Genomic DNA, 23,732 nt, shown 5'->3' on the forward strand with positions numbered 1-23,732 from the left:
GAAGTGTAGCCGAACGCGCCGTATCAACCCGTACGCGTCCGTCCGGACAATCAATTGGCCCAGGGCGGGCTGTACTTGACCTTGACCCGGCGTACGGCCGGATCCTCACGCAGGGCATCCAACAACTTGGGCGTGACCCGCACCGAGCCGCTGCTGCCCAGGTCGAGCATGCCGGCAATGCTGCCGGGCTTGCCGTTGAGCAGCAGGTCCAGGCGCAGGGGGGTACGGCCCGGGCGGGCGGTGGCGAGCAGGGCGTCGATCCGTTGCCAGATCGGGCCGCCGCGGCCGTCCACGCGCATCGACAGGCGCAGCGCGTGGTCGGCGCAGAGTTGCTCGTAGTCCCAGCACTGGCGCATGCGCAGCGCATAACCGCCGTTGAACTCGTCTTCGCGCAGGCCGCCCTTGACCACCAGAATGCGGTCCTTGGTCATCAGGTGGCCGAATTCGGCCAGTCCATCGGAGAACGCGCTGCATTCGACCCGGCCCTTGCCGTCTTCCAGGGTCACGAAGACCTGGCTGTCGCCCTTGCGGCGCACGCCAATGACCATGCCGGCCAGGATCACCGGGGATTCCTGGCGCCAGGCGCGCTTCTCGCCGTCCTTGGAGGGGAAAGCGGGGGCAATCAGTTTGTCGAGGCCGCCCAGGTCGGTGCCGACCAGTTCCTTGACGTCATCAGCATACGGGTCGAACGGGTGGCCGCTGAGGAAGAAGCCCAGCGTCTCGCGTTCGCCGTTGAGCAGCTGCGCCAGCGGCCATTCCTTGCTCTCGGGAAGATCGAGCTGGCTGGCGGTGCTGACCGGGTCCGGTGCACCAAACAGCGAGTTCTGCCCGGAGGCCTTCTCTCGTGCCATCTGCTCGGTGGCTTTGATCACCTCCGGCAGCTGCAATGCCAACGTCGCACGGTTCTTGCCGATGCCGTCGAAGGCACCGCAGTTGATCATCGCTTCCAGCGTGCGGCGATTGAGCTTGCCCGATTCCACACGTGCGCAGAAATCCAGCAGCGAAGCGTATTCGCCACCGCGCTCGCGTTGTTCCACTACCGCTTCGCAAGCGCCTTGGCCAACGCCCTTGATTGCACCCAGTCCGTAACGGATGGTGTCGGCGTTGGCCGCCTCGAACATATAGGCCGAGTCGTTGACGCGTGGCGGCAGCACGGTCAGGCCAAGGTTCTTCACCTCGGCCAGGAAGCCGACGACCTTGTCGGTGTTGTCCATGTCCGAGGACAGCGTCGCGGCCATGAACTCGGCCGGGTAGTGACGCTTGAGCCAGGCGGTCTGGTAGCTGACCAGTGCATAGGCGGCAGCATGCGATTTATTGAAACCGTAGCCGGCGAACTTCTCCATCAAGTCGAAGATTTCGTCGGCCTTGGGGCCATCGACGCCGCCGGTGGCCGCACCTTCGCGGAAGATCTCGCGGTGCTTGGCCATTTCCGCCGGCACCTTCTTGCCCATCGCACGGCGCAATAGATCGGCGCCGCCCAGCGAGTAATTGCCGACGATCTGCGCCATCTGCATCACCTGCTCCTGATACACCATGATGCCGTAGGTGTCTTTCAGGATGGCCTCGGTACGCGGATCGGGATAGATGATTTCTTCCTGGCCGTGCTTACGCGCGTTGAAGGAAGGAATCAGGTCCATCGGGCCGGGGCGGTACAGCGACACCAGTGCGATCAGGTCTTCGAAGCGGTCGGGCCGCGCGTCCTTCAGCAGGCGGCGCATGCCCGAGGATTCGAACTGGAACACCGCGCCGGTATTGCCGTTGGCGAAGATGTCCTTGTAGGTCGGGGCGTCGTCGAGCGGGATATGGGCGATATCGACCGGCGGAATGCCGGCGCGCTCATGGCGCTTGTTGATCGCCTTCACCGCCCAATCAATGATGGTCAGCGTGCGCAGGCCGAGGAAGTCGAACTTCACCAGGCCGACTTCTTCGACGTCGTTCTTGTCGAACTGGGTGACCGGGTTCTTGCCGATGCCGCCATCGTCATGTTCGGCGTACAGCGGGCAGAACTCGCTCAGTGGCTCCGGCCCGATCACCACGCCGCCGGCATGCTTGCCGGCGTTGCGGGTCAGGTCTTCCAGCTGCAATGCCAGGTCGATCAGGTCGCGGACGTCGTCTTCGGATTCGTAGCGCTGGATCAGCTCGGCCGAGGCCATTTCCGAACTTGTGCCTTCCTTGCCCTTGCCCAGCGCATCCTTGAGGTGGATGCCAAGGATGTTGGGGATCAGCTTGGAAACGCCGTCGACCAGACCGTAAGGGAAGCCGAGCACGCGGCCGGTATCACGCACCACCGCCTTGGCCGCCATGGTGCCGTAGGTGATGATCTGGCTGACGCGCTCGCGGCCGTACTTGCGCGCAACGTAGTCGATCACCTCATCGCGGCGATCCATGCAGAAGTCGATGTCGAAGTCGGGCATCGACACGCGTTCCGGGTTGAGGAAGCGCTCGAACAGCAGGTTGTAGGGCAGCGGATCCAGATCGGTGATCTTCAGCGCCCATGCCACCAGCGAGCCGGCACCGGAACCACGGCCCGGGCCAATCGGAATGCCCTGGTTCTTACCCCATTGGATGAAGTCGGCCACGATCAGGAAGTAGCCGGGGAAGCCCATTTTGATGATGGTGTTGAGCTCGAACTCCAGCCGCGCGTCGTAGTCCTCGCGGGTCATGCCGGCAGCAATTGGATGCACCTGCAGGCGTTCTTCCAGGCCGTCGCGGGAGATCTTCTGGATCCAGCTGTCCAGGGTCTGGTCGTCGGGCACCGGGTAGTTGGGCAGGAAGTAAGTGCCCAGCCGCATCTCGACGTTGCAGCGTTCGGCCAGCGCCAGCGTGTTGTCGATCGCGTCGGGGATGTCGGCGAACAGCTCGCACATCTGTTCCGGCGTTTTCAGGTACTGCTCGGCGCTGTACTCACGCGGACGCTTGGGATCGTCCAGTACGCGGCCGGTGGAAATACAGACGCGCGCTTCATGCGCGTAGAAATCATCCGGCGACAGGAAGCGCACATCGTTGCTGGCAATCACCGGCAGGCCGCGTTGACCGGCAGCCTGCAGCGCGAACTGGTTGAACGCTTCTTCGCCATCGCGGCCGGTACGGGTCAGCTCCAGATGCAGGCCGTCGCCGAATACGCGCTGCCAGTCGGCGAGCTGTTGCTCAGCCAGATCGTGGCGGCCGTCATTGGCCAGGCGGCCGGCCAGGCTGTGGCGGCCGGCCAGCGCGAACAGGTTCTTGCAGCCGTCCTTCAGCCACTGCGGATGCACAGCGACGCCACCTTCATTGCGATGGCCTTCCATCCACGCACGGGTCAGCAGCCTTGACAGGCTCAGGTAGCCCTCGCGGTCGCGGCATAACAAGGTCATGCGCCAGGGGTCCTGGCCGTCCTCGGTGATCAGCAGGTCGGCACCGGCGATGGGCTTGATGCCTACGCCTTCGGCAGCCTTGTAGAACTTCACCAGCGCGAACATGTTGTTCAGGTCGGTGACGGCCAGTGCCGGCGCTTTCATTTCGACCGAGCGGCTCAGCAGGTTGGGCTGCTTGGCCTTCTTGGGGTCGGCCTGATCGGGCTTGGCGGGTACGCGGATGGTGGAGTCCACCATCGAGAATTCGGTGTGGACGTGGAGATGGACGAAGCGGGAAGAAGTAGACATGCGGAGCCAGAAGTATGCCGGTGCAGGGTAGCGACGGGGGCGGGGTGGGGCAAGGCTTGACATGCCTGCTACCTGCGCCGGCCCGGGCCAGTGGCCCGCATGTGCACACTATCAGGACGGGCGTTGGGCTGACGGCAATGCTCGTCAGGCTCCGTCCGCCGGGCTCCAGCATGATCCTGGTGGTTCTGGCTGGAGCCCGGCCGGTGTCGCTGTCAGTGGATGCGGAAGTAGCTGAGCGGTTCAGGTGCGTAGCTGCTTTCACGCACCCGGCGCTGGTGCTCGTGTAGACGAGCTTCGATCTCACGCAGTTCCAGCCAGCTGCGGCGGTTGAAGGCGATGTCATGGTAGCCGCGGCCCTGGCGTTCGGCCTCCAGCTGGCGCAGGCGCTGGTAGTCGAGGAAGTTGGCCACTTCAGCGGCCAGTTTTGGCCAGGCGGTGTCGATCACGATGGCCTGGTCCAGCTGGCCGACACCGGGAACCGTGTCAGGGATCAGCTGGTGGCTGGCGTGCAGATAGGCAATGACCATATGCAGCTCGCAGCTCACCTCGGCGGCGGGCTCCCAGTCGGTCTCCTGCAGCAGCTGTTCCAGCAGGTGGGCGTGGCGCATCCGTTGCTCGATGCAGGGCGAAGCGACGTCGTCTAGGGCGGCGTTGTTCAGGTTGCGGGCCGCAGTGGCCAGCTGGTCGGTCTGCAGTGGCGGCTGGATGCGACCTAGGCGGGCCAACAGGCGATTGAAGTGTTCCACTTCACGCGGAACCAACACGTATTCGTTCACATGGCTGCGACGGTGGGGGAGGCCGCTCGGGTACTGGTCCAGAACCTGCGGCAGCGGAAGGCGGGGGTCGATGGCGTACATGGTGGTGCTCCTGCGGGTGGGGGCGTCCGGGAGGGGAGAACGCAGCGCCAGCATCCGCTTGGGCGTAGCATTGGTCATGATGGCGGGCGGAGCCTTCAGACAGTCATTGCGCTGGTTTCTGAGGAATTCATGAGGGCTTGCCGATGGGTGCGGTCGAAGACCCAGGTGACACAGCACAACCGGTCGAACGCTACCGTTTCGACGGCATCGTGGTGGATGCGCTGGCGCATACGCTCAGCCGTGACGGCCAGTACCAATCGCTGGAGCCAAAAGCATTCGCCGTGTTGTTGATGCTGCTTCGGCATGCCGATGAATTGCTGGTACGCGACCAGTTGCTGGATGCTGTCTGGGGCCATCGGCATGTGACGCCAGGTGTGCTGACCCGGGCCATCGCGCAGTTACGTTCGGTGCTGGACGACCACTCGCATGAGCCGCGTTACATCCAGACCCAGCACGGCCTGGGTTACCGCTTCATTGGCAAGTTGTTGCTGCCGGAGGGCACGGCTTCATCCGCATCGGCGGTTGAAGCGATTCCCGCTTCGCCTGCGATGGAGCTGCCTGTTGCAGTTGCTGAACTGGCCGAGCACATGGCTGCGGATATTGATCCGCATGCCGAGTCGCAGTCGCCGCCAGAACGGCGATTGTCGCGCTGGTGGCGGGAGGCGCCGAAGTTATCGCTACCGGCGTGGATGCGCTCACGCGCGTTCCTGATCGGCTGTGCGCTGTTGCTGCTGCTGTTGGGTGCGGGCTACTGGTGGTGGAGCCGCACGCCGGTTGTGGCCGGTGCTTCGATTGCGGTGATGCCATTCAGCAGCCTCAGCGACGATGCCGCCGATCGTTACTTTGCCGATGGTCTGGCGGTGGAAATGCACGATGCCCTGACCAATGTGCCGGGCCTGAAAGTGGCCGCGCGACAACTCGCGGTTCCCGCCGGCAGCGATAGCGACGGTGACGACGTGCGCCGGATCGGGCGCCGTCTGGGTGTGGCGACACTGCTGGATGCAAGCGTGCGTCGCGAGGGCGGGCGGGTGCGTATCAGTGCACGTCTATCCGATACCAATACCGGATTTACCTTGTGGGCGGAAACCTATGATCGGGAGATCAATGATGTATTCGCGCTGCAGGGTGAGATTGCGAACAAGGTTGTGCACGCCTTGCTTGGTCACCTGCCCGGAAAGACCTCCGGGGTTGCGCAGCGTTTGAGCCCGACCAACGACGTCAACGCTTACGACGCCTATCTGCGCGGTCTGGCTTTGCTGCAGCGGCCAATCGGCGAGGCCGGCAATGAGCGGGCGATGGCGGCGTTTGCACAGGCGCTGGCGATTGATCCGCACTTCGCGCGGGCCCAGGCCGGCATCTGTCGCGCGCAGATCGCGCGGCTGGAGGGAGTCAGTGACGCAGGCGCGTTTGAGCGTGCACGCCAGGCCTGCGCGCGTGCGCAGGCGATGGACCCCGGCTTGCGCGAGGTGAGCCTGGCAATGGCGGAAATCGCCCGCGTCAGCGGCCAGAACGAGCAGGCGCTACAGCTGTACCAGCAGGTCATCGATGATCCTGCGCTGCGCGCCGACGGTCTGGTTGGACAGGCACGCACCTACGCCGCGCTCGGCAAGGAGCAGCAGGCGCTGCAATCGTTCCAGCAAGCCATCACAGCGCGGCCCAGTGATGCGCAGATCTATCGCCTGCTGGGTTACCACCATTGGCTGCGCGGCGACGTGCCCAAGGCGATCGATGCGTTTGTCACCGCCACCGTACTGCAACCGGAAGACAGTCGGCTATGGGGCAGCCTGGGTGGCTTGTATCTTGCGCAGGGTGACACCGTGCAGGCCGGGCATGCGTTCAACATGTCCTTGTCGATTGAGCCCAATGCCGGTGCCTTGACCAATCTGGGCACGATGAAATTCGATCACGGCGAATACGCGCTCGCTGCGGAGTTGTTCCAGCAGGCGACGGTGTTGGAGCCGGAAGACTATCTGCATTGGGGCAATCTGGCCGATGCCCTGGCCGCCGCACCTGCAACCGCGGCACAGGCGCAGGCGCCGTATCTGCGCGCTGCGCGTCTGGCGCAGCAATACGTCGATGTCCGCCGCGATGATGCCTATGCCTTGGCCTTGCTGTCGTGGTATCGGGCCAACCTGGGCGAGCGTGCACGCGCGCTGCAGGATCTGCAGGCTGCCCGCTCGCTGGGCACGCAGGCAGCCGAGGTCGCGTTGTGGTGTGCGCAGACCTTGACCCTGCTCGGCGACAAGCCAGGTGCGCACAACTGCGTTGAAAGCGCATTGAAGCAGGGCATTCCGCAGCAGCGCATCGATGCCTTGCTGTCGCTGCAGCGTTACGCGCTGGTCGGCAGCGGTGTGCGTGCAGAGTAAGTACCGGTTTTCCCGTCCGTGGCGGCGGACCTCAGCGAGGAGTGGTCGTCATGAACTACAGAGTGTTGGTCTGTATTGCCCTTTCTGCTGGCGTCGCTGCGTGTGCCACGCGGTCGCCACCGCTGCCAAACGATGCTGTGCAGTGCCCGGCGAGGCCCCCGGCGCAGATGGTCAAGCTTGTCTATGTGGACGTGCTGGTTGGCCCGAGCGGGCCGATCATCGTTCCGGAGGTCTGTGTCGTGCGCAGCGGAACCCGCGTGCTATGGCGCACCAAAGAGAATGTGTTGGATCCTTTCGAGCTGGCGTTCGCCGAGTCCCCGGTTGATGCCCCGAATCACCGCACGCAGGCTGGTGGAGCGCCAACGGACTTTCGTTCCCAGCGCATGGGACGGCGACAGGCAGTAGAGATCGTCGCCAAGGACGTGAAAGCCGAGCAAGATATCAAGTACGACGTACGTATCGGTTCAACCCATCTCGATCCAGGGATCAAGATCATGCCGCGTTGACGGGCGCGCCGCGTGGTTCAGGATGCTTGGAGGCTCGCACGGACCGGGGCGAAGCTGCGCCGGTGCTGCGGGCAGGGGCCATGTGCGCGCAGCGCGGCCATATGGAAAGGTGTGCCATAACCCTTGTGCTGGTCGAAGCCGTACTCGGGATGCTGCTGGTGCAGCTCCAGCATGAAGCGGTCGCGGCTGACCTTGGCCAGGATCGATGCGGCCATGATGCTGCGGTCGATGGCATCGCCACCGACCAGTGCTTCAGCCGGGCAGGGCAGGCCCTTGGGAATCTTGTTGCCATCGATGCGGGCGAATTCGGCCACATGCGCCACCCCTTCCACTGCCAGGCGCATGCCCTGCATGGTGGCCTGGAAGATATTGAGGCTATCGATCTCGGCCACGTCGACCATCACGATCTTGTAAGCCAACGCGCGTTCGATGATGCGGTCGTAGAGCTGATCGCGGCGTAGTGCGGTCAATGCCTTGGAGTCGTCCAGGCCGTTGATGCGGGGGCGTTCGGGATCGAACACCACGGCCGCTACCGCGACCGGGCCGGCCAGTGGGCCGCGCCCGGCCTCGTCGACACCGGCGACCAGACGCGGGGCTTGTCGTGCGAGCAAGGCAGCGTCGTCAAACAAGGACAGCGAGACATCCGCTGCCTTGGGAGTACGTCTGGTGGTCACGGTTGGCCTTGCTTGAGCGGTGTCTGCAGCAGCCCGGCGACCGCATCGGCGGCGCGTGCCGAGGCATCCTGGCGCAGTTGCTGGTGCAGTTGCTGGTAGTCGTCCTGCAGGCCGCTGACGCAATCGGGATGCTCAAACCAGTTACGTACTGCGGCGGCCAGATTGTCTGGCGTGCATTCGTGCTGGATCAGCTCCGGGGCCAGGTCCTTGCCGGCCAATACATTGGGCAGGGCAAAGCGATTGACCTTGATCAGGCCCAGCGCCTTGACGATGCGATAGGTGAGTTCGGCCACGCGGTAGCCCACCACCATCGGTCGTTTGACCAGCATGGTTTCCAGCGTGGCGGTGCCAGAGGCCAGCATCACCACGTCTGCGGCAATCATCGCTTCGCGTGCCTTGCCATCGAGCAGGTGCAGGCGCGCGCTGGGGAGCGCCGCGCTGCGGATCTGCTCGGTGATCATCGCCTTGCACTTGGCATTGGCCGCGGGCACGACGATATGCAGGCCGCGGTCTTGTTCGCACAGCTGCCAGGCGGCGGCAAAGAACGGCGGGCCGAGTCGGCTTACTTCGCCGAGGCGACTGCCGGGCAGTACCGCGAGCAGCTTTGCCTGCTCGGGAATGTCCAGTGTTTGCCGTGCTGCCGTGCGATCACTGTGTAGCGGGATTTCATCCGCCATCGGATGGCCGACGAAGCGCGCGTCGATGCCGTGGCGGGCATAGATCGGCGGTTCCATCGGGAACAGGCACAGCACCAGATCAGCGCTGGCACCGATCTTTTCCGCACGCTTTTCGCGCCAGGCCCAGACCGAAGGGCTGACGTAGTGCACGGTGCGCAGGCCGCGTTGCTTGAGCCACTTTTCCACGCCCAGATTGAAATCCGGTGCGTCGATGCCGATGAATACATCCGGTTGCCAGTCGAGCACGCGCTGGCGGAATTCCTTGCGCAGCTTCAGCAGGCGCGGCAGATGGCGCAGGATTTCAGCCAGCCCCATCAGCGCCAGCTCGCTGGCATCAAACCAGGTCTCGCAGCCGGCATGGCGCATTGCATCGCCGCCGATGCCGGCAAATTCGGCATCGGGGTAACGTGCACGCAGGGCATTGATCAGGCCGGCGCCGAGCAGATCGCCCGACGCCTCGCCGGCAACCAGCGCGATGCGCGGCTTGCGGCCAAGCGCCGATCTGGAGTCCTGGGTCACAGCGCTCATCGCTGCAGCGGACGCTCGCCGTGCTCGATGAAGTCCAGCATCTGCTTGACGTCATCGCTGCTCTGCGCCTGCTCAGCCAGTGCCAGCTTGGCTTCGGCCAACGGCACGCCGGCCACGTAGATGGTGCGGTAAGCGCGCTTGATGGCGCTGATGCGCTCGGCGTCGAAGCCGCGACGCTTCAGGCCTTCGCTGTTGATGCCACGCGGACGGCCATGACCATCGATGCCGACCATGGTGAACGGCGGGATATCGCCGGTGACCAGTGCACCCATGCCGAGGAAGGCATGGTCGCCGATGCGGCAGAACTGGTGGGCACCAGCGAAGCCGCTGATGATCACCCAGTTGCCGACCGAGACGTGCCCGGCCAGCGTGGTGTTGTTGGAGAACACGCAATGGTCGGCCACGTGGCAGTCGTGGGCGACATGCACGTAAGCCAGCATCCAGTTGTCGTTGCCGATGGTGGTCACGCCACCGCCACCGACGGTGCCGCGGCTGAGGGTGACGAACTCGCGGAACACATTGCGATCGCCGATCACCAGCTCAGTGCGTTCACCGGCGAACTTCTTGTCCTGCGGCTCGCCGCCGACCGCAACGTGGCCGATGAAACGATTGTCGCGGCCGATCCGGGTCGGACCGTGGATGCTGCAATGTGGCCCCACTTCGGTGCCGTCACCAATCTCGACGTCGGCGCCGATCAGGGTGAATGCACCCACGCGCACGCCTTGGCCAAGTTTGGCCGAAGGATCGATGACTGCGGTCGGGTGAATCAGGGGGGCGCTATCGCTCATCGTGTGCTCCAGGCAGATTATTCGCGGGTGCCGGCGCACAGCACTTCGGCGTGTGCGACGATTTCACCATCCACCTTGGCTTCGCCGTAGTAGACCGCCATGTTGCGGATCATGCGCTTGACCTGCACATGCAGTTCCAGCACGTCACCCGGCACCACCTGCTTCATGAAGCGCACGTTGTCGACTTTGACCAGATAGAACAGCTTGGACTGCGCATCACGGCCAAGGCTGAGCTGGGTCAGCACGCCACCGGCCTGCGCCAGCGCTTCGATGATCAGCACGCCGGGCATGATCGGCTGACCCGGGAAGTGACCCTGGAAGTAGGGCTCGTTGATGGTGACATTCTTGTGCGCGACGATGCGCTTGGCGTCCACATCCAGGTCGACAACCTTGTCGACCAGCAGGAACGGGTAGCGGTGCGGGATCAACGTCTGGATGGTGTTGACGTCGATGGGCATCTGCAGTGGTGCGTTCATTCTTTCTCCTTGCTCACAGCCAGGATGCGCCGTGCCAGCGAATCGAGCTGCTTGAAGCGCGCGGCGTTTTTGCGCCACGTGCGGTTGTCGGTCAAAGGGGTACCTGACGAGTATTCGCCCGGTTCGGTAATCGAGTTGCGCACCACCGACTTGCCGGTGATGACGACGTGGTCGCAGATTTCCAGGTGGCCAACCACGCCAACGGCGCCGCCGAGCAGGCAGTAGCGGCCGATCTTGGCGCTGCCGGCAATGCCGGTGGAGCCTGCGATGGCGCTGTGCGCGCCGATCTGTACGTTGTGGGCGATCTGCACCAGGTTGTCCACGCGCACGTCTTCGTCCAGCGTGGTGTCTTCCAGTGCGCCGCGGTCGATGCAGGTATTGGCGCCGATTTCGCAATCGTCGCCGATGCGCACGCCGCCCAGCTGCGGCACCTTGATCCAGTGACCATTGTCCATCGCCAGGCCGAAGCCTTCGGCACCGAGTACGGCGCCTGGATGGATGCGCACGCGCTTGCCCAGCTTGACCCGGGCAACCAGGGTGACGCGGGCCAGCAGTTCAGTGCCGGCTTCGACCACGCAGTCGTCACCGATGATGCTGCCGACGCCGATGATGCAGCTTTCGCCGATCACACTGCGCGCGCCGATGCAGACGTGCGGGCCAATATGGGCGCTGGCCGCCACCGTCGCGCTGGGGTCGATGACCGCGCTGGGGTGGATGCCGGGCTCGCGTACTGGCACGGTTTCGAACAGCGCGCCGATCTTGGCGAACGTGGTGTAAGGGTCCTTGGCGATCAAGGCGGTGCCCGGCGCGGCCTCGGCGTCATCGGCGCGCAGCAGCACGATGGACGCCTTGCTGTCGGCCAGCTGGGCCCGGTAGCGCGGATTGGCCAGGAAGGTCAGCTGCCCGGGGCCGGCATGCGCCAACGTGGCAACACCATGGATGGCAACCGACGGGTCACCGTGCACCTGCAGACCGAAACGGTCGGCAAGTTCCTGAGCGGTATAGGTAGGAGTATTCACGCAGCAAGTTTACCGTGTGCGCCGATGGCGGTCATGCGAACGGACGTTATCACCCTTGCAGGGCAAGGGCAGCGGGGTAGGCGGATCGCCCGAAGTGCAGGTGTTCCGGGGGAGCAGCACGGCGTTGACGGGACGGTCCCGTTGCACGGAGCGCATGTGAGTGCTCCGTAAAAGCAAACCCCGGGAGTGAATCGCACCCGGGGCTGGTTCATGCGGTAATTCTGGTGGAGAGCCCCCTTTGGTAAAGGGGGCGCGCCGACAGGCGCGGGGAATCGGTGGACCGAAGCGCGCCCGGATGTCATGCCTGCGGCATGACATCCGGTACCCGGGCTTCACCCGGGTCAGCGGGTCAGTTCGTCAGAACTGACCACCGAAGGTGAACTGCAGGCGCTCGATCTCGTCGCCATCTTCCTTCTTCAACGGGAAGGCATAGCTGATCGAGATCGGGCCGACCGGGGCGCGCCACAACAGGGCGACACCGGCCGAAGCGCGCAGCTCGTTGGCCTTGAAGTTGCTGGTGCCGTTGTAGACGTTACCGAAGTCGAAGAACGCCGAAACGCGTGCCGACGGGCTGTCGAACAGCTTCGGGAAGTAGGCTTCGATCGAGCCCACCGTCTTCACCGAACCACCCAGCGGCTGGCCGTTGTAGTAGCCGCCGATGATTTCCGAGCGCGGGCCCAGGGTGTTGTCTTCGAAGCCACGAACCGAGTTGGTGCCGCCGGCGTAGAAGTTTTCGAAGAACGGCAGGCCGGTCGCCTTGACCTGACGGTGGTTGGCAGTCGGGTTGCTGCCGCAGTCCACAACCTGGGTGGTGCCGATGGTGCCGGGGACGGCCGGTACCGCCGGAGTAGTCGGGGTGGCTGGCGTGCCCGGGGTACCCGGGGTGCCGGGGATATCGTTCCAGCAGATATCGCGGACCTTGTCGCTGCCGTACGAATCGCCGTAGCCCAGTTCCAGGCGGGTGTTGATCACCAATGACGGGATGATCGGCCAGTACTTGGAGAACTGATAGCTCAGCTTGTAGTACTCAACCGTCGAGCCCGGCAACGTCGCTTCCAGGCCGAGGCGCTGGTAGGTACCGCGGGTCGGCATGAAGTAGTCGTTACGGGTGTCGCGTGCCCAGCCCAGCTCTGAACGCCAGGAATGGAAGGTGCGCGTACCCACCGCATCGATGTAATCGATGATCGCCTTCGGGGTGTAACCCTGATAGGTGGTGATCTGGTTGCTGTCGATGCCGAACATCAGCGAGAACGCATCGTTCTCGGTGATCGGAATGCCGAACACCACCTGCGCCGAACCGTTGGTGCTGTTGTACTGCGCGGTGTTGAAGTCGGAGTAATCGAGCTCGCGCCAGGACAGGTTGTAACCCAGCGAGACGCCGTCGTCGGTGAAGTAGGGGTTGGTGTAGCTGAAGCCATAACGCTGCAGGTAGCTGCTGCGCGATGCTTCAACCGACACGCGGTTGCCGCCACCGAGGAAGTTGTTCTGCGACAGCTGCACCGAGGTGGTCATGCCATAGGACTGCGAATAGCCCAGGCCGAACACGAAGCTGCCGGAGGTGGTTTCCTTGACGTTGTAGACCACGTCCACCTGGTCGTTGCTGCCGGTGACCGGCTGGGTTTCGACGTCGACCGACTCGAAGTAGCCCAGGCGTTGCAGACGGATCTTGGAACGGTCGATCGCAGCCTGCGAATACCAGCTGTTCTCGAACTGGCGCATTTCACGACGCAAGACCTCGTCGCTGGTACGCGAGTTGCCCCTGAACACGATGCGGCGCACGGCCACGCGCGGGCCCGGTACCACCTGCATGTTCACCGCCACGGTACGGTCGGCGCGGTTGCTGGTCGGGATCGGATTGACCTTGGCGAAGGCATAGCCAACGTTGGACAGGCTGTTGGTGATGCCGTCAGCACTGAACTCCAGCAGGGCGCGCGAGAACGTGTCGCCCGACTTCTGGATGACCATCTTCTCCACATCTTCCTGCGGCAGGATGGTGTCGCCGGTGACCTTGATGTCGGAAATCTTGTACTGCTCACCCTCGGTCACGCCGGCGGTGACGAACATGTCGCGCTTGTCCGGGCTGATCGAGACCTGGGTGGAGTCGATGCTGAAGTCGACGTAGCCACGGTCCAGGTACCAGGAGTTGAGCTTTTCCAGATCGCCGGACAGCTTTTCCTTGGAGTACTGGTCATCGCGGCGGTACCACGAGGCCCAGTTGTGCTCCTTGGATTCCCACATGTCCAGGATGTCCGTGGCCTCGAACTTCTCGGTGCCGATCAGGTTGACGTGGCGGATCTTGGCTGCCTTGCCTTCCTTGACGGCAATGGCAACGTCGACGCGGTTACGGTCCAGCGGGCTCACCGTCGGGGTGATTTCCACGTTGTATTTGCCGCGGTCGTTGTACTGCCTGCGCAGTTCCTGGGTCACGCGGTCCAGGCTCAGACGGTCAAAGGTGCCGCCTTCGCTCAGGCCGATGTCGCTCAGGCCCTTGAGCAGCTGCTCGCTCTTGATGTCCTTGTTGCCGGTCACGGTCAACTTGTTGATCGCCGGGCGTTCCTTGACGGTGACGACCAGGATGTCGCCCTGGCGGTCCAGCTGCACGTCTTCGAAGAAGCCGGTCTTGTACAGGGCGCGGATGGTGTCGCCGGTCTTGGCGTCGTCAACCACGTCGCCGCGTTCCACCGGCAGGTAGGTGAACACGGTGCCGGAGGAAATGCGCTGCAGGCCGTCCACGCGGATGTCGCTGGCGGTAAAGGGCTCGGCTGCCTGTGCGAGCACAGGCAGGGCCAGACCAGCAGCAAGTGCGAGGGCCAGCAAGCGGCGATTGGGAAGTCGCGTCATATCACGTCCGGTTGGAGTCGATTTCGATAATGCGTGGGTGCCGGCGTAAGACGGCGACAACGGGAAAAAGTTCATCGCGGAACCAAGCTGAGGATGTCGTTGTAGAACGCCAGTCCCATCAGCCCGGCCAGCAGTGCCAGACCGATGAATTGGCCGGCAGCCATGGCACGCTCGCTAAGCGGGCTGCCCTTGACCAACTCGATAAGGTAATACAGCAGGTGCCCGCCGTCCAAGATTGGGATGGGTAGCAGGTTGATGATGCACAGGCTCAGCGACAGCAAAGCCAGGAAATACAGGAACCAATCCAGCCCGCGTTCAGCCGAGGCGTTGGCGACGCGGGCGATGGTGATCGGCCCGGAAATGTTCTTTACCGAGGCGTGGCCGGTCAGCATGCGGCGCATCATGCCCAGCGAATCTGCTGCCAATTTGCCGGTTTCGCGCACTGCAGCGGGCAGCGCGGCCAGTACGCCGTATTGCTGGCGGGCGTCGTAAACGGGGGCCTGGTTGGTGGCAAAACCGACCCCGATCAGCCAGCGCGGCTTGCCATCCGGGCCTTGGCCGGCCTGTGGGGTCAGCTCCAGTGCCAGCCGCTCGCCGTTGCGCTCGACCTCGACCATGCCCGGGCCGCCGCGCTGACCCAGTTGCTGGATCAACGGCGTAACCTGGTCGGCACTGTCCACGCGCTCGCCGTCGACGGCCAGGATCAGGTCACCCGGCTGCAGCAGGCCGGTGGCAGCCGAGTCGGCCGAAACCGAGTCAACCTGTGCCGGTTGCAACCAGAACTGCCAGATGAAGCCCGCCTGTGCAGGTACCTGGCGTTCATCAAAGCCCGCCGGCAGCTGCGACAGCGGCAACACCCGCGTGCGCTCGTTGTCGAGCACATCGCGCACGCGCACGTGCGCATCCTGGCGGTCCATGGCTGCGGTGGTGAAGGCCATGCTGGCCTCGGCCCAGGTATCGACGTTGCGGTCTTCCACGGCCAGGATGCGGTCGCCGGCGACAAAGCCGGCCTGCGCGGCCAAGCCGCTGGTGCGCCCGATAGTGGCCGAGTAGTCCTGGCGGCCAATCACGAACATCGCCCACAGCAGGGCGATGCACAGGATCAGATTGGCGGCAGGGCCGGCGGCGACAATGGCGATGCGCTGCCAGACGGTCTTGTTGTTGAAGGCGACGGCGCGTTCAGCGGCCGGGACATCGACTTCACGCTCGTCGAGCATCTTCACGTAGCCGCCGAGTGGAATCGCGGCGATCACGAACTCGGTGCCGTTGCGGTTGCGGCGGCTCCACAGTGGCTTGCCGAAGCCCACCGAGAAGCGCAATACCTTTACCCCGCAGCGACGGGCGACCCAGTAGTGGCCGAATTCATGGAAGGTCACCAGCACGCCAAGGCTGACGATCATCCACCACACAGACCCCAAAAAATCAGCCATGGGCACAGCTCGGTTTTGAGGTGAATTCAGACATTCGGCAGGCGGGCAATCGCGGTTTCGGTGATATGGCGGGCCTGAGCGTCAGCTGCCAACAGGACGTCCAGTGTATCGGCCGCCACGTAAGGCAGGGTAGACAGGGTGTGCTCTACCAGTGCCGGGATCGACAGGAAGCCTATGCGCTCCTGAAGAAACGCTGAAACTGCCACTTCGTTGGCGGCGTTCAGGATTGCCGGGGCGCTGCCGCCGGCCTCCATCGCCTGCCAGGCCAGGCGCAGACAGGGGAAGGCGTCCATGTCCGGCGCCTCGAAATCCAGCCGGCCCTGCGTCAACAGATCCAGTCCGCCGACACCCGATTCGATCCGCTGCGGCCAGCCCAGACCCACGGCCAGAGTGGTGCGCATGTCCGGCAGGCCAAGCTGGGCCAGGGTCGAGCCGTCGATGAACTCGACCAGCGAGTGCACCAGGCTCTGCGGGTGGACCAGCACGTCGATGCGCGCGCCGGGCACGTTGAACAGGTGATGGGCTTCGATGACTTCCAGCCCTTTGTTCATCAACGTCGCCGAATCGACCGAGATCTTCGGGCCCATCGACCACTTCGGGTGGGCAACCGCCTGTGCCACGGTCACCGATTCCAGTTCGGTACGGCTGCGACCGCGGAACGGACCACCGGAGGCGGTCAGGATGATGCGGCGGACACCGGCTTCCAGCCGCGCATCGCGCGAGCGCAGGCATTGGAAGATGGCGTTGTGCTCGCTGTCGATCGGGATGATCTCGGCGCCCGCGTTGGCGGCCTCGCGGGTCAGCAGCTCGCCGGCCAGGACCAGCGACTCTTTGTTGGCCAGCAGCAGGCGCTTGCCGGCGCGGGCGGCGGCGAGCGTTGAAGACAGTCCGGCGGCGCCAACAATGGCGGCCACGACGGTGTCGCAGCAGTCGCTGGCGGCCAGTGCATCGATGGCTTGATGACCGGCATGCGCTTCGGTTGTCAGTCCGGCGTCTTTCAGGCCGTCACGCAGGCGCGTGAACAGCGCCGGGTCGGCAATCGCGGCATGATCCGGGCGGTGCTGCTGGCACAGTGCGATCAGCGCCTGCACATTGCTGCCCGCGGCCAATACGCTGGCGCGCATCTGCTGCGGGTGGCGGGCCATCACATCCAGCGCCGAGGTGCCGATGGAGCCGGTGGCGCCAAGGATGGCGACCTGACGTATAGAAGACGTGGACATACTCAGAAACCGAAGATTTCCTTGCCCAGTGCAAACACCGGCAGGGCAGCCAATACGCCGTCAATGCGATCCAACACGCCGCCGTGGCCGGGAATGATATGGCCCGAGTCCTTGGCGCCGGCATGGCGCTTGAGTAGGCTTTCAAACAGATCGCCGAGCACCGAGGCCAGCACCGCCACCGCGGTGACCAGCATCAGCCAGCCGAACTGTGAGGTCTGTACGCCGGCAAACCAGCCAAATACGCCAGCGGTGACCAGGCCGGCGACGAGTCCGCCAAGCAGGCCTTCAATGGTCTTGTTGGGGCTGATGCGTGGGGCCAGCTTGTGCTTGCCAAAGGTGCGGCCAGCGAAATACGCGCCGGAATCGGCCGCCCAGACCAGCGTCAGCGCGGTCAACAGCCATAGGTGGCCGTTGCTTCCGGCGTGAATCAATACCAATGAAGCCCAGGCCGGAATGATCGCTAGGCTGCTGGCGGCGAGCTTCAACATGCGCGCGCTGCTTTCCTCGTGCGCGCCAAAGTCGAAGAAGCGCAGCCATAGCAACGCCAATAGCCAGAAGCCGACGCCGACCAGTGCCGCCAGTTGGAACAGCACCATGCTGCCGTCCGAGGCCCAGACCAGCAGCACCATCAGCAGCAGATTCAGCGCCACCAGCACGGTGCGCGGCAGGCCAACCACGCCGGTGAGCTTGAGCCACTCCCACAGGCCGATCAGGAACACCAGCGCGGCAGCGGCAGCCAGCCATTGGCTGGGCAGGAAGAGGATTGCGCAGATGGCCACCGGGGCCATGATCAGCGCTGCAATCACACGGGTTTTGGTCATGAATGTGCGCTCGGTGCCGCATTGGCGGCGATCTGGGCGCTGGTCAGACCAAAGCGGCGCTCGCGCCCTGCGTAGTCATCCAGTGCCAGTTGAAGGATGGCCGCATCAACATCCGGCCACAGCACGTCAGTGAACCACAGCTCGCTATAGGCCAGCTGCCACAACAGAAAATTACTGATGCGGGTATCGCCACCGGTGCGGATGAACAGGTCTGGCGGCGCCATGTCGGCCAGCGCTACGTGCTGGCCCAGGGCCTGCTCGTCGATCTGCTCGGGGCGCAGGGTGCCGGCGGCGACCTGTTCGGCCAGGGCGCGTGCAGCCAGCGCAATATCCTGGCGGCCACCGTAACTGGCGGCGATGCTCAGGGTCATCGCGGTATTGCCGATGGTGCGCTGCTCGGCCTTGTCCATGCGCTGGACGATGCTGCCGGCAAAGCGGCTGCGGTCACCGATGAAGCGCACGCGCACGCCACGACGGTGGAGTTCATCCACTTCGCGGTCCAGTGCACCGAGGAACAGCTTCATCAGCGAATCGACTTCTTCCTGCGGGCGGCCCCAGTTTTCACTGGAAAACGCGAACAGGGTCAGCGCGCCGATGCCGCGTTCAAGGCAGAAGTCGATGCTGCGGTTGACCGCGCGCGCACCGGCACGGTGGCCGATCATGCGCGGCCGCCGGCGTTGCTGCGCCCAGCGGCCATTGCCATCCATGATGATGGCAATGTGCCCCGGCAACGCCGGGGCAGCGGTGTCGTCGTGCAGGACGGAGGACACGCCTCAGACCGCCATCAGTTCCTGTTCTTTGAGCTTGACCACTTCGTCGACGTCCTTGATCGCCTTGTCGGTCAGCTTCTGGATGTCTTCCTGGCTGCGACGGTCGTCATCCTCGGTGATCGCCTTGTCCTTGAGCAGCTTGGCTACTTCCTGGTTGGCGTCACGGCGGATGTTGCGGATGGCGATCTTGGTTTCTTCGCCTTCCTTGCTCACCGACTTGGCCAGTTCTTTGCGGCGCTCTTCGGTGAGCGGCGGCAGGTTCAGGCGGATCACGGTGCCCATGGTGGTGGGGGTGATGCCGATGTCGGAGGCGTAAATGGCCTTTTCCACTTCCTTGATCATGTTCTTGTCGAACAGGGTGATCACCAGCGAGCGTCCTTCGGACACGCTGATGCTGGCCACCTGATTCAAGGGGGTGTCGGTGCCGTAGGCCTTGACCTTGATGCCTTCCAGCAGGGCCGGCGAAGCGCGGCCCGTGCGGATGGTGGTAAGGGTATGGCGCAGAGCATCAATGCTCTTGGTCATGCGCGCCTGCGCATCTTGCTTGATATCGTTGATCATCGGCCGAATCCTGGATGTTTCTAGAACCGGCCGATTATAGGCGATTACCCCTGCCCACCGCGCCGGTGGCGTGGGTTAGTGTGCGTCGCGGCCGTGAACCAGGGTGCCGATGTGCTCGCCGTGCAGGATTTTCAGCAGTTCGCCGGGCTGGCTCATGTCGAAAACGCGCAGCGGCAGGTCGCTGTCACGGGCCAGGGCAAAAGCGGCCGTGTCCATGACTTCCAGCCCCTGATTGATGACCTGGTCGTAGCTCAGGCTCTCGTAGCGGACCGCATCGGCGTGCTTGTTCGGGTCCTTGTCGTAGACGCCGTCGACCTTGGTGGCCTTCAGCAGCAGGTCGGCACCGATTTCGATCGCGCGCAGTGCGGCGCCCGAATCGGTGGTGAAGAACGGATTGCCGGTGCCGGCGGCGAAAATGACCAGGCGGCCCTTTTCCAGGTGACGGATGGCGCGGCGGCGGATGTAGTCCTCGCACACGTCATTGATCTTGATCGCGCTCATGACGCGGGCTTTGCCGCCGGCTTTCTCAAGCGCGTCCTGCATGGCGAGGGCGTTGATGACGGTCGCCAGCATGCCCATGTGGTCGCCGGTGACGCGGTCCATACCGCCTGCAGCCAGGCCGGCGCCGCGGAAGATGTTGCCGCCGCCAACCACCAGTGCGATTTCAACGCCTGCGCTCTGGGCCTCGATGACTTCGTGGGCCAGTCGGTTGATGACCTTGGGGTCGATGCCGTAGTCCTCATCCCCCATCAGCGCCTCCCCGGAAAGTTTCAACAGGATGCGGCGGTAGGTGGGTTTGGACATGATGACCTCAGATGGCTGGAAAACGCGGGAATTCTAACGGATGCCGCAGTTTCAGGTGACATCTATTGTTGCAGCGCAGCGACAAAAAGCCGGTCAATCGCAATCTGGTTCAGCAGGCGGTGGGGTGGATGTCCGGCGCGCGGGCAATTACTCGGTTGCGGCCGAGATTTTTGGAGCGGTACAGCACGTCATCGGCGGCCTTGAGCAGGTCGCGCATGTCGGTGAAGCGCTCGTATGCGCCATGGGTGGCCACACCGGCCGAGAAGGTCACATGCAGTGGCGTGTCGGCGACGGTGACGATCGGGACCTGGGTGATGGCGCCAAGCACCCGGCGGATAACTTCCAGCGCGGTCTGCTCGTTGGTGCCGGGGAACAACACCACGAATTCCTCGCCGCCGAAGCGGGCCACGGTATCGCTGCCGCGCAGCTGACCCTGCAGCTGGCTTGCGAACGCCTGCAATACCTGGTCACCGACCAGATGGCCGTGCTGGTCGTTGATCTTCTTGAAGTCATCCAGGTCGATGAAGGCCACCGACAACGGGCGGTCGGCACGGCCGGCGCGGTCGAATTCCTGCGCCAGCACCACTTCCAGCTGGCGTCGGTTCAGTAGTCCGGTCAATGCATCCAGATGTGCCTGTTCGGTCAGCCGGCGTGTCTGTTGTTCGAAATCGTCGGCGCGTCGCTTGGCAGCGCTGGCGTCCTGCAGCTCGCGCAGGTTGCGCAGGGCCATCAGTTCGCTGGCGTGATCGAGCAGATAGGTGATGCGTGCAGGCGAGGGCACTGGTACGTCGAACAGGGCGCTGATCTCAGGCAGCATCTGGCTGACCTGCTGCAGCACCAGTTCGAACTGGCTGCTGTCCATTTCCAGCTGTGCATGCACCAGGCGCAGGGCGCTGTCGCGGGCCTGATCGGTATCCTTGCTCAGCCAGATTTCGGCAATGCTTCCAGACAGGGCGACGCAGCGGCCGAACAGGTCGACCGGCTCGGCCGGTGCTTCGCTGTATCTGATGGCGTCGACTAGGTAGGGCGGCAGGCCCCATTGCTCGCACAGCTGCGCGCCGATATCGGCGTGGCTGCAGTCCAGGATGGTGCGCTCGCGGGCCAGTAGTTCGTCATTGCTGCTGGCGCTGGCAAGCAGGCCTGGGTAGCTGTCGCTGCGCAGTTGCAGCAAGGCCAGGATGCCGATGTCCTGTAGCAGGCCGGCCAGCATCAACTCTTCCACCCGGCGCACATTGCGTGCCAAGCCCAGGTAGCGAGCGGCCAGTGCGCTGAGAATACTGCGCCGCCATACCGCTTCCAACTGCTGTGCGTGGCCCTGGTCCTCGCGCAATGCGCGTGACAGGCTGAAGCCCAGGGCAAGCTGCAAGGTGGCGTTGAGGCCAAGCATGGTCAATGCCTGCCCAAGGTTTTCAATGCGGCGGCGGCTGGCGTAAAGCGGAGAATTGGCGATGCGCATCATGCGTGCGCTCAAGCCCATATCCAGAGCTATCACGTCGGCAGCGCTGGCGATGTCGGTTTCCGGATCCTGCGCAAGCTCGATCAAACGGACAGCGATGGCCGGTGGCGAGGGCAGGTTGCGGCAGAGGGACAGGGCTGCAGTGAGCTCGGGGGACATGTCAAGGAAGCAGGCGGCAGTGGCGCAAGCATACAGGATGCCTTAAGCAAAGACGGGGTATTGAAGTCCGGTGCCGGGAGCCGGAGTTGCAGCTAGCTTGCAGTAAAGAAAAAGCCGCGGAAATCCGCGGCTTTTTCAGATGTTGCGGGCTGCGGGTGCTTAGACCTGCATCGCCTTGGCAACTTCGGCGGCGTAGTCTTCCACCACCTTCTCGATGCCTTCGCCAACCGCCAGGCGCTGGAAGCCGACGACGTCGCCGCCAGCGGCCTTGACGGCCTGCTCAACGGTCTTGTCACCGTCCAGAACGTAGTTCTGGCCGTACAGGGTCACTTCGCTGATGATCTTGTTGATCTTGCCGCTGATGATCTTCTCAAGGATTTCAGCCGGCTTGGCCTTTTCCTTTTCGCTCATCTTGGCCAGCTCGATTTCCTTTTCCTTTGCAACGAAGTCGGCCGGAACGTCGGCAGCCTTGTTGTGCGGCGGGTTCATCGCGGCCACGTGCATTGCCAGGCCCGAAGCCAGCTCGGCGTTGCCGCCAGCCAGTTCGACCAGCACGCCGATCTTGCCGTTGCTGTGCACGTAGGTGCCAACGGTGTTGGCGCCGTCGATCTTGACCAGGCGACGGATCTGGATGTTTTCACCCAGCTTCTGGATCGCGGTGGCGCGGGTTTCTTCAACGGTTTCGCCGCTGGCCAGCTTGACCGACTTCAGGGCTTCAACGTCGGCGGCGCCAGAAGCCAGGGCGGCAGCGGCGACGGCGTCGACGAACGCCTTGAAGTTGACGTCGTTGGCAACGAAGTCGGTTTCCGAGTTCACTTCGACCAGCACAGCCTTGCCGCCTTCGCTGGCAACGCCAACGCGGCCTTCAGCGGTGACGCGGTCGGACTTCTTGTCGGCCTTGGCAGCGCCGGACTTGCGCAGGGCTTCAGCCGCTGCGTCGATGTCGCCATTGGTCTCGGACAGAGCGCGCTTGCACTCCATCATGCCGGCGCCAGTGCGCTCGCGCAGTTCCTTGACCAGGGAAGCAGTGATTTCCATGGAATTACCTCATCAATAGAAAGGGGTAGGCCGGCCATGATGGCCGGCCGTTGTTACGCAGCCCTGTCAGTGCTCGGCGCCATTGGTGCCGGTACAGGGGCGGGGGGCGCATGGCTTGCGCCCGCCGGGGTGGATCAGGCCGAAGCCTCGTCGCCCTTCGGGGCGGCAGCCTTCTTGGCCGGAGCGCGGCGAGCCGGCTTGGCTTCTTCGCCAGCAGCGGCGTCAGCGAACTCTTCTTCGCGCACGTTGGCGGCGTTCGGAGTAGCGGCCTTGCCTTCCAGCACGGCGTCAGCAGCGGCGCGAGCGTACAGCTGCACAGCGCGGATGGCGTCGTCGTTACCCGGGATGGCGTAATCAACCAGTTCCGGGTTGTAGTTGGTGTCAACCACAGCGATCACCGGGATGCCGAGCTTCTTGGCTTCCTTGATGGCGATGTCTTCGTGACCGATGTCGATGACGAAGATAGCGTCGGGCAGACGGTTCATTTCCTTGATGCCGCCCAGCGAGGCTTCCAGCTTGTCGCGCTCACGGCGCAGGCCCAGCACTTCGTGCTTGACCAGCTTGTCGAAGCTGCCGTCGGTTTCACCGGCTTCCAGTTCCTTCAGGCGGGCAACCGACTTCTTCACGGTAGCGAAGTTGGTCAGGGTGCCGCCCAGCCAACGCTGGTTCATGAACGGCATGCCGCAACGCTCTGCTTCTTCCTTGATGGATTCGCGTGCGCTGCGCTTGGTGCCCAGGAACAGGATGGTGCCGCGCTTCTGTGCAATCGAGGAGATGAAGTTCATCGCATCGTTGAACAGCGGGACGGTCTTTTCCAGGTTGATGATGTGGATCTTGCCGCGGGCGCCAAAGATGTACTGGCCCATTTTCGGGTTCCAGTAACGGGTCTGGTGGCCGAAATGGACGCCGGCTTCCAACATCTGACGCATGGTGATCTGGGGCATTGCAAAACTCCTGATGGTGGAACTGACACCGCGCGCGACCGGTTTGTTGGGGTCATGCTGCGATGCGCGGCTTCTATATATAGAGCGCGCAAACAGTTCCGGGGTTGGGCTTCCCTGTTGCCTCCGTGGCCGAACCCTGTAATACAGGGCACCCCG

General features: G+C 63.8%; 19 protein-coding genes. 2 read left to right on the top strand and 17 right to left on the bottom strand.

All coding sequences use genetic code 11. The features are described from left to right. Positions 1–50: 50 nt before the first annotated feature. Together dnaE and ACVOLR_RS08215 are read right to left on the bottom strand one after the other, a co-directional pair. The gene (gene dnaE / locus ACVOLR_RS08210) at positions 51–3,641 is read right to left on the bottom strand and encodes a DNA polymerase III subunit alpha (RefSeq protein WP_481536011.1); all 3,591 of its coding nucleotides are present in this window, start codon (positions 3,639–3,641) and stop codon (positions 51–53) included. Between the two features lie 212 nt (positions 3,642–3,853). Next, complete coding sequence (locus ACVOLR_RS08215) at positions 3,854–4,498, bottom strand: hypothetical protein (protein ID WP_481536012.1); 645 nt, start codon at positions 4,496–4,498, stop codon at positions 3,854–3,856. A 143-nt stretch (positions 4,499–4,641) separates the two neighbouring features. On the opposite strand from ACVOLR_RS08215, the gene ACVOLR_RS08220 reads away from it, so the two are divergent. Together ACVOLR_RS08220 and ACVOLR_RS08225 are read left to right on the top strand one after the other, a co-directional pair. After that, positions 4,642–6,864, top strand: coding sequence for a winged helix-turn-helix domain-containing tetratricopeptide repeat protein (locus ACVOLR_RS08220; RefSeq protein ID WP_481536013.1), 2,223 nt, complete (start codon positions 4,642–4,644; stop codon positions 6,862–6,864). Positions 6,865–6,914: 50 nt separating this feature from the next. Further along, a complete protein-coding gene (locus ACVOLR_RS08225) occupies positions 6,915–7,370 on the top strand; it encodes a hypothetical protein (RefSeq protein ID WP_481536014.1) in 456 nt (151 codons plus the stop codon). Positions 7,371–7,387: 17 nt separating this feature from the next. Here ACVOLR_RS08225 and ACVOLR_RS08230 read toward each other — a convergent pair whose 3' ends face one another. From ACVOLR_RS08230 to rpsB, 15 genes are all read right to left on the bottom strand, one after another. After that, positions 7,388–8,005 carry a ribonuclease HII gene (locus ACVOLR_RS08230; RefSeq protein WP_481536051.1) on the bottom strand — a complete coding sequence of 206 codons (618 nt, stop codon included), beginning with the start codon at positions 8,003–8,005 and terminating at the stop codon, positions 7,388–7,390. A 35-nt stretch (positions 8,006–8,040) separates the two neighbouring features. Then, a complete protein-coding gene (gene lpxB, locus ACVOLR_RS08235) occupies positions 8,041–9,249 on the bottom strand; it encodes a lipid-A-disaccharide synthase (RefSeq protein ID WP_481536015.1) in 1,209 nt (402 codons plus the stop codon). Then, on the bottom strand, positions 9,246–10,037 hold the full coding sequence (gene lpxA / locus ACVOLR_RS08240; protein WP_481536016.1) for an acyl-ACP--UDP-N-acetylglucosamine O-acyltransferase: 792 nt from the start codon (positions 10,035–10,037) through the stop codon (positions 9,246–9,248). Before lpxA ends, lpxB begins: the two co-directional genes overlap by 4 nt. 17 nt (positions 10,038–10,054) lie before the next feature. After that, a complete protein-coding gene (gene fabZ / locus ACVOLR_RS08245) occupies positions 10,055–10,513 on the bottom strand; it encodes a 3-hydroxyacyl-ACP dehydratase FabZ (RefSeq protein WP_481536017.1) in 459 nt (152 codons plus the stop codon). Then, positions 10,510–11,532: a UDP-3-O-(3-hydroxymyristoyl)glucosamine N-acyltransferase gene (gene lpxD / locus ACVOLR_RS08250; protein WP_481536018.1), complete on the bottom strand. Its 1,023-nt coding sequence runs from the start codon at positions 11,530–11,532 to the stop codon at positions 10,510–10,512. The genes fabZ and lpxD overlap by 4 nt, the downstream gene beginning before the upstream one ends. A 357-nt stretch (positions 11,533–11,889) precedes the next feature. Next, positions 11,890–14,373 carry an outer membrane protein assembly factor BamA gene (bamA, locus tag ACVOLR_RS08255; protein ID WP_481536019.1) on the bottom strand — a complete coding sequence of 828 codons (2,484 nt, stop codon included), beginning with the start codon at positions 14,371–14,373 and terminating at the stop codon, positions 11,890–11,892. A 71-nt stretch (positions 14,374–14,444) separates the two neighbouring features. Beyond that, entirely contained in the window at positions 14,445–15,803 is a 1,359-nt protein-coding gene (gene rseP / locus ACVOLR_RS08260) for an RIP metalloprotease RseP (RefSeq protein WP_481536020.1), read from the bottom strand. 26 nt (positions 15,804–15,829) lie between these two features. Next, a complete protein-coding gene (locus ACVOLR_RS08265) occupies positions 15,830–17,023 on the bottom strand; it encodes a 1-deoxy-D-xylulose-5-phosphate reductoisomerase (protein ID WP_481536021.1) in 1,194 nt (397 codons plus the stop codon). Positions 17,024–17,025: 2 nt separating this feature from the next. After that, the gene (locus tag ACVOLR_RS08270; protein ID WP_481536022.1) at positions 17,026–17,844 is read right to left on the bottom strand and encodes a phosphatidate cytidylyltransferase; all 819 of its coding nucleotides are present in this window, start codon (positions 17,842–17,844) and stop codon (positions 17,026–17,028) included. After that, entirely contained in the window at positions 17,841–18,614 is a 774-nt protein-coding gene (uppS, locus tag ACVOLR_RS08275; protein ID WP_481536023.1) for a polyprenyl diphosphate synthase, read from the bottom strand. The genes ACVOLR_RS08270 and uppS overlap by 4 nt, the downstream gene beginning before the upstream one ends. Positions 18,615–18,617: 3 nt before the next feature. Then, positions 18,618–19,175 (bottom strand): ribosome recycling factor, encoded by a 558-nt coding sequence (gene frr / locus ACVOLR_RS08280; protein ID WP_481512700.1) that lies wholly within the window; start codon positions 19,173–19,175, stop codon positions 18,618–18,620. A 75-nt stretch (positions 19,176–19,250) separates the two neighbouring features. Further along, positions 19,251–19,979, bottom strand: a complete 729-nt coding sequence (gene pyrH / locus ACVOLR_RS08285) for a UMP kinase (RefSeq protein ID WP_481536024.1) — start codon at positions 19,977–19,979, stop codon at positions 19,251–19,253. Between the two features lie 109 nt (positions 19,980–20,088). Further along, positions 20,089–21,594 carry an HDOD domain-containing protein gene (locus ACVOLR_RS08290; protein ID WP_481536025.1) on the bottom strand — a complete coding sequence of 502 codons (1,506 nt, stop codon included), beginning with the start codon at positions 21,592–21,594 and terminating at the stop codon, positions 20,089–20,091. A gap of 159 nt (positions 21,595–21,753) precedes the next feature. After that, positions 21,754–22,632, bottom strand: a complete 879-nt coding sequence (gene tsf, locus ACVOLR_RS08295; RefSeq protein WP_481512703.1) for a translation elongation factor Ts — start codon at positions 22,630–22,632, stop codon at positions 21,754–21,756. Positions 22,633–22,766: 134 nt separating this feature from the next. Then, positions 22,767–23,576, bottom strand: coding sequence for a 30S ribosomal protein S2 (gene rpsB, locus ACVOLR_RS08300; RefSeq protein WP_481536026.1), 810 nt, complete (start codon positions 23,574–23,576; stop codon positions 22,767–22,769). Positions 23,577–23,732: the final 156 nt, after the last annotated feature.

Source organism: Stenotrophomonas sp. STEN030, from assembly GCF_056759995.1.

Coding starts and splice junctions, on each gene's coding strand:
- lpxA (WP_481536016.1), bottom strand. CDS start 10,037: ATGAGCGATAGCGCCCCCCTGATTCACCCGACCGCAGTCATCGATCCT.
- rseP (WP_481536020.1), bottom strand. CDS start 15,803: ATGGCTGATTTTTTGGGGTCTGTGTGGTGGATGATCGTCAGCCTTGGC.
- frr (WP_481512700.1), bottom strand. CDS start 19,175: ATGATCAACGATATCAAGCAAGATGCGCAGGCGCGCATGACCAAGAGC.
- tsf (WP_481512703.1), bottom strand. CDS start 22,632: ATGGAAATCACTGCTTCCCTGGTCAAGGAACTGCGCGAGCGCACTGGC.
- lpxB (WP_481536015.1), bottom strand. CDS start 9,249: ATGAGCGCTGTGACCCAGGACTCCAGATCGGCGCTTGGCCGCAAGCCG.
- fabZ (WP_481536017.1), bottom strand. CDS start 10,513: ATGAACGCACCACTGCAGATGCCCATCGACGTCAACACCATCCAGACG.
- ACVOLR_RS08225 (WP_481536014.1), top strand. CDS start 6,915: ATGAACTACAGAGTGTTGGTCTGTATTGCCCTTTCTGCTGGCGTCGCT.
- ACVOLR_RS08265 (WP_481536021.1), bottom strand. CDS start 17,023: ATGTCCACGTCTTCTATACGTCAGGTCGCCATCCTTGGCGCCACCGGC.
- ACVOLR_RS08215 (WP_481536012.1), bottom strand. CDS start 4,498: ATGTACGCCATCGACCCCCGCCTTCCGCTGCCGCAGGTTCTGGACCAG.
- pyrH (WP_481536024.1), bottom strand. CDS start 19,979: ATGTCCAAACCCACCTACCGCCGCATCCTGTTGAAACTTTCCGGGGAG.
- dnaE (WP_481536011.1), bottom strand. CDS start 3,641: ATGTCTACTTCTTCCCGCTTCGTCCATCTCCACGTCCACACCGAATTC.
- ACVOLR_RS08290 (WP_481536025.1), bottom strand. CDS start 21,594: ATGTCCCCCGAGCTCACTGCAGCCCTGTCCCTCTGCCGCAACCTGCCC.
- bamA (WP_481536019.1), bottom strand. CDS start 14,373: ATGACGCGACTTCCCAATCGCCGCTTGCTGGCCCTCGCACTTGCTGCT.
- ACVOLR_RS08220 (WP_481536013.1), top strand. CDS start 4,642: ATGGGTGCGGTCGAAGACCCAGGTGACACAGCACAACCGGTCGAACGC.
- ACVOLR_RS08270 (WP_481536022.1), bottom strand. CDS start 17,844: ATGACCAAAACCCGTGTGATTGCAGCGCTGATCATGGCCCCGGTGGCC.
- rpsB (WP_481536026.1), bottom strand. CDS start 23,576: ATGCCCCAGATCACCATGCGTCAGATGTTGGAAGCCGGCGTCCATTTC.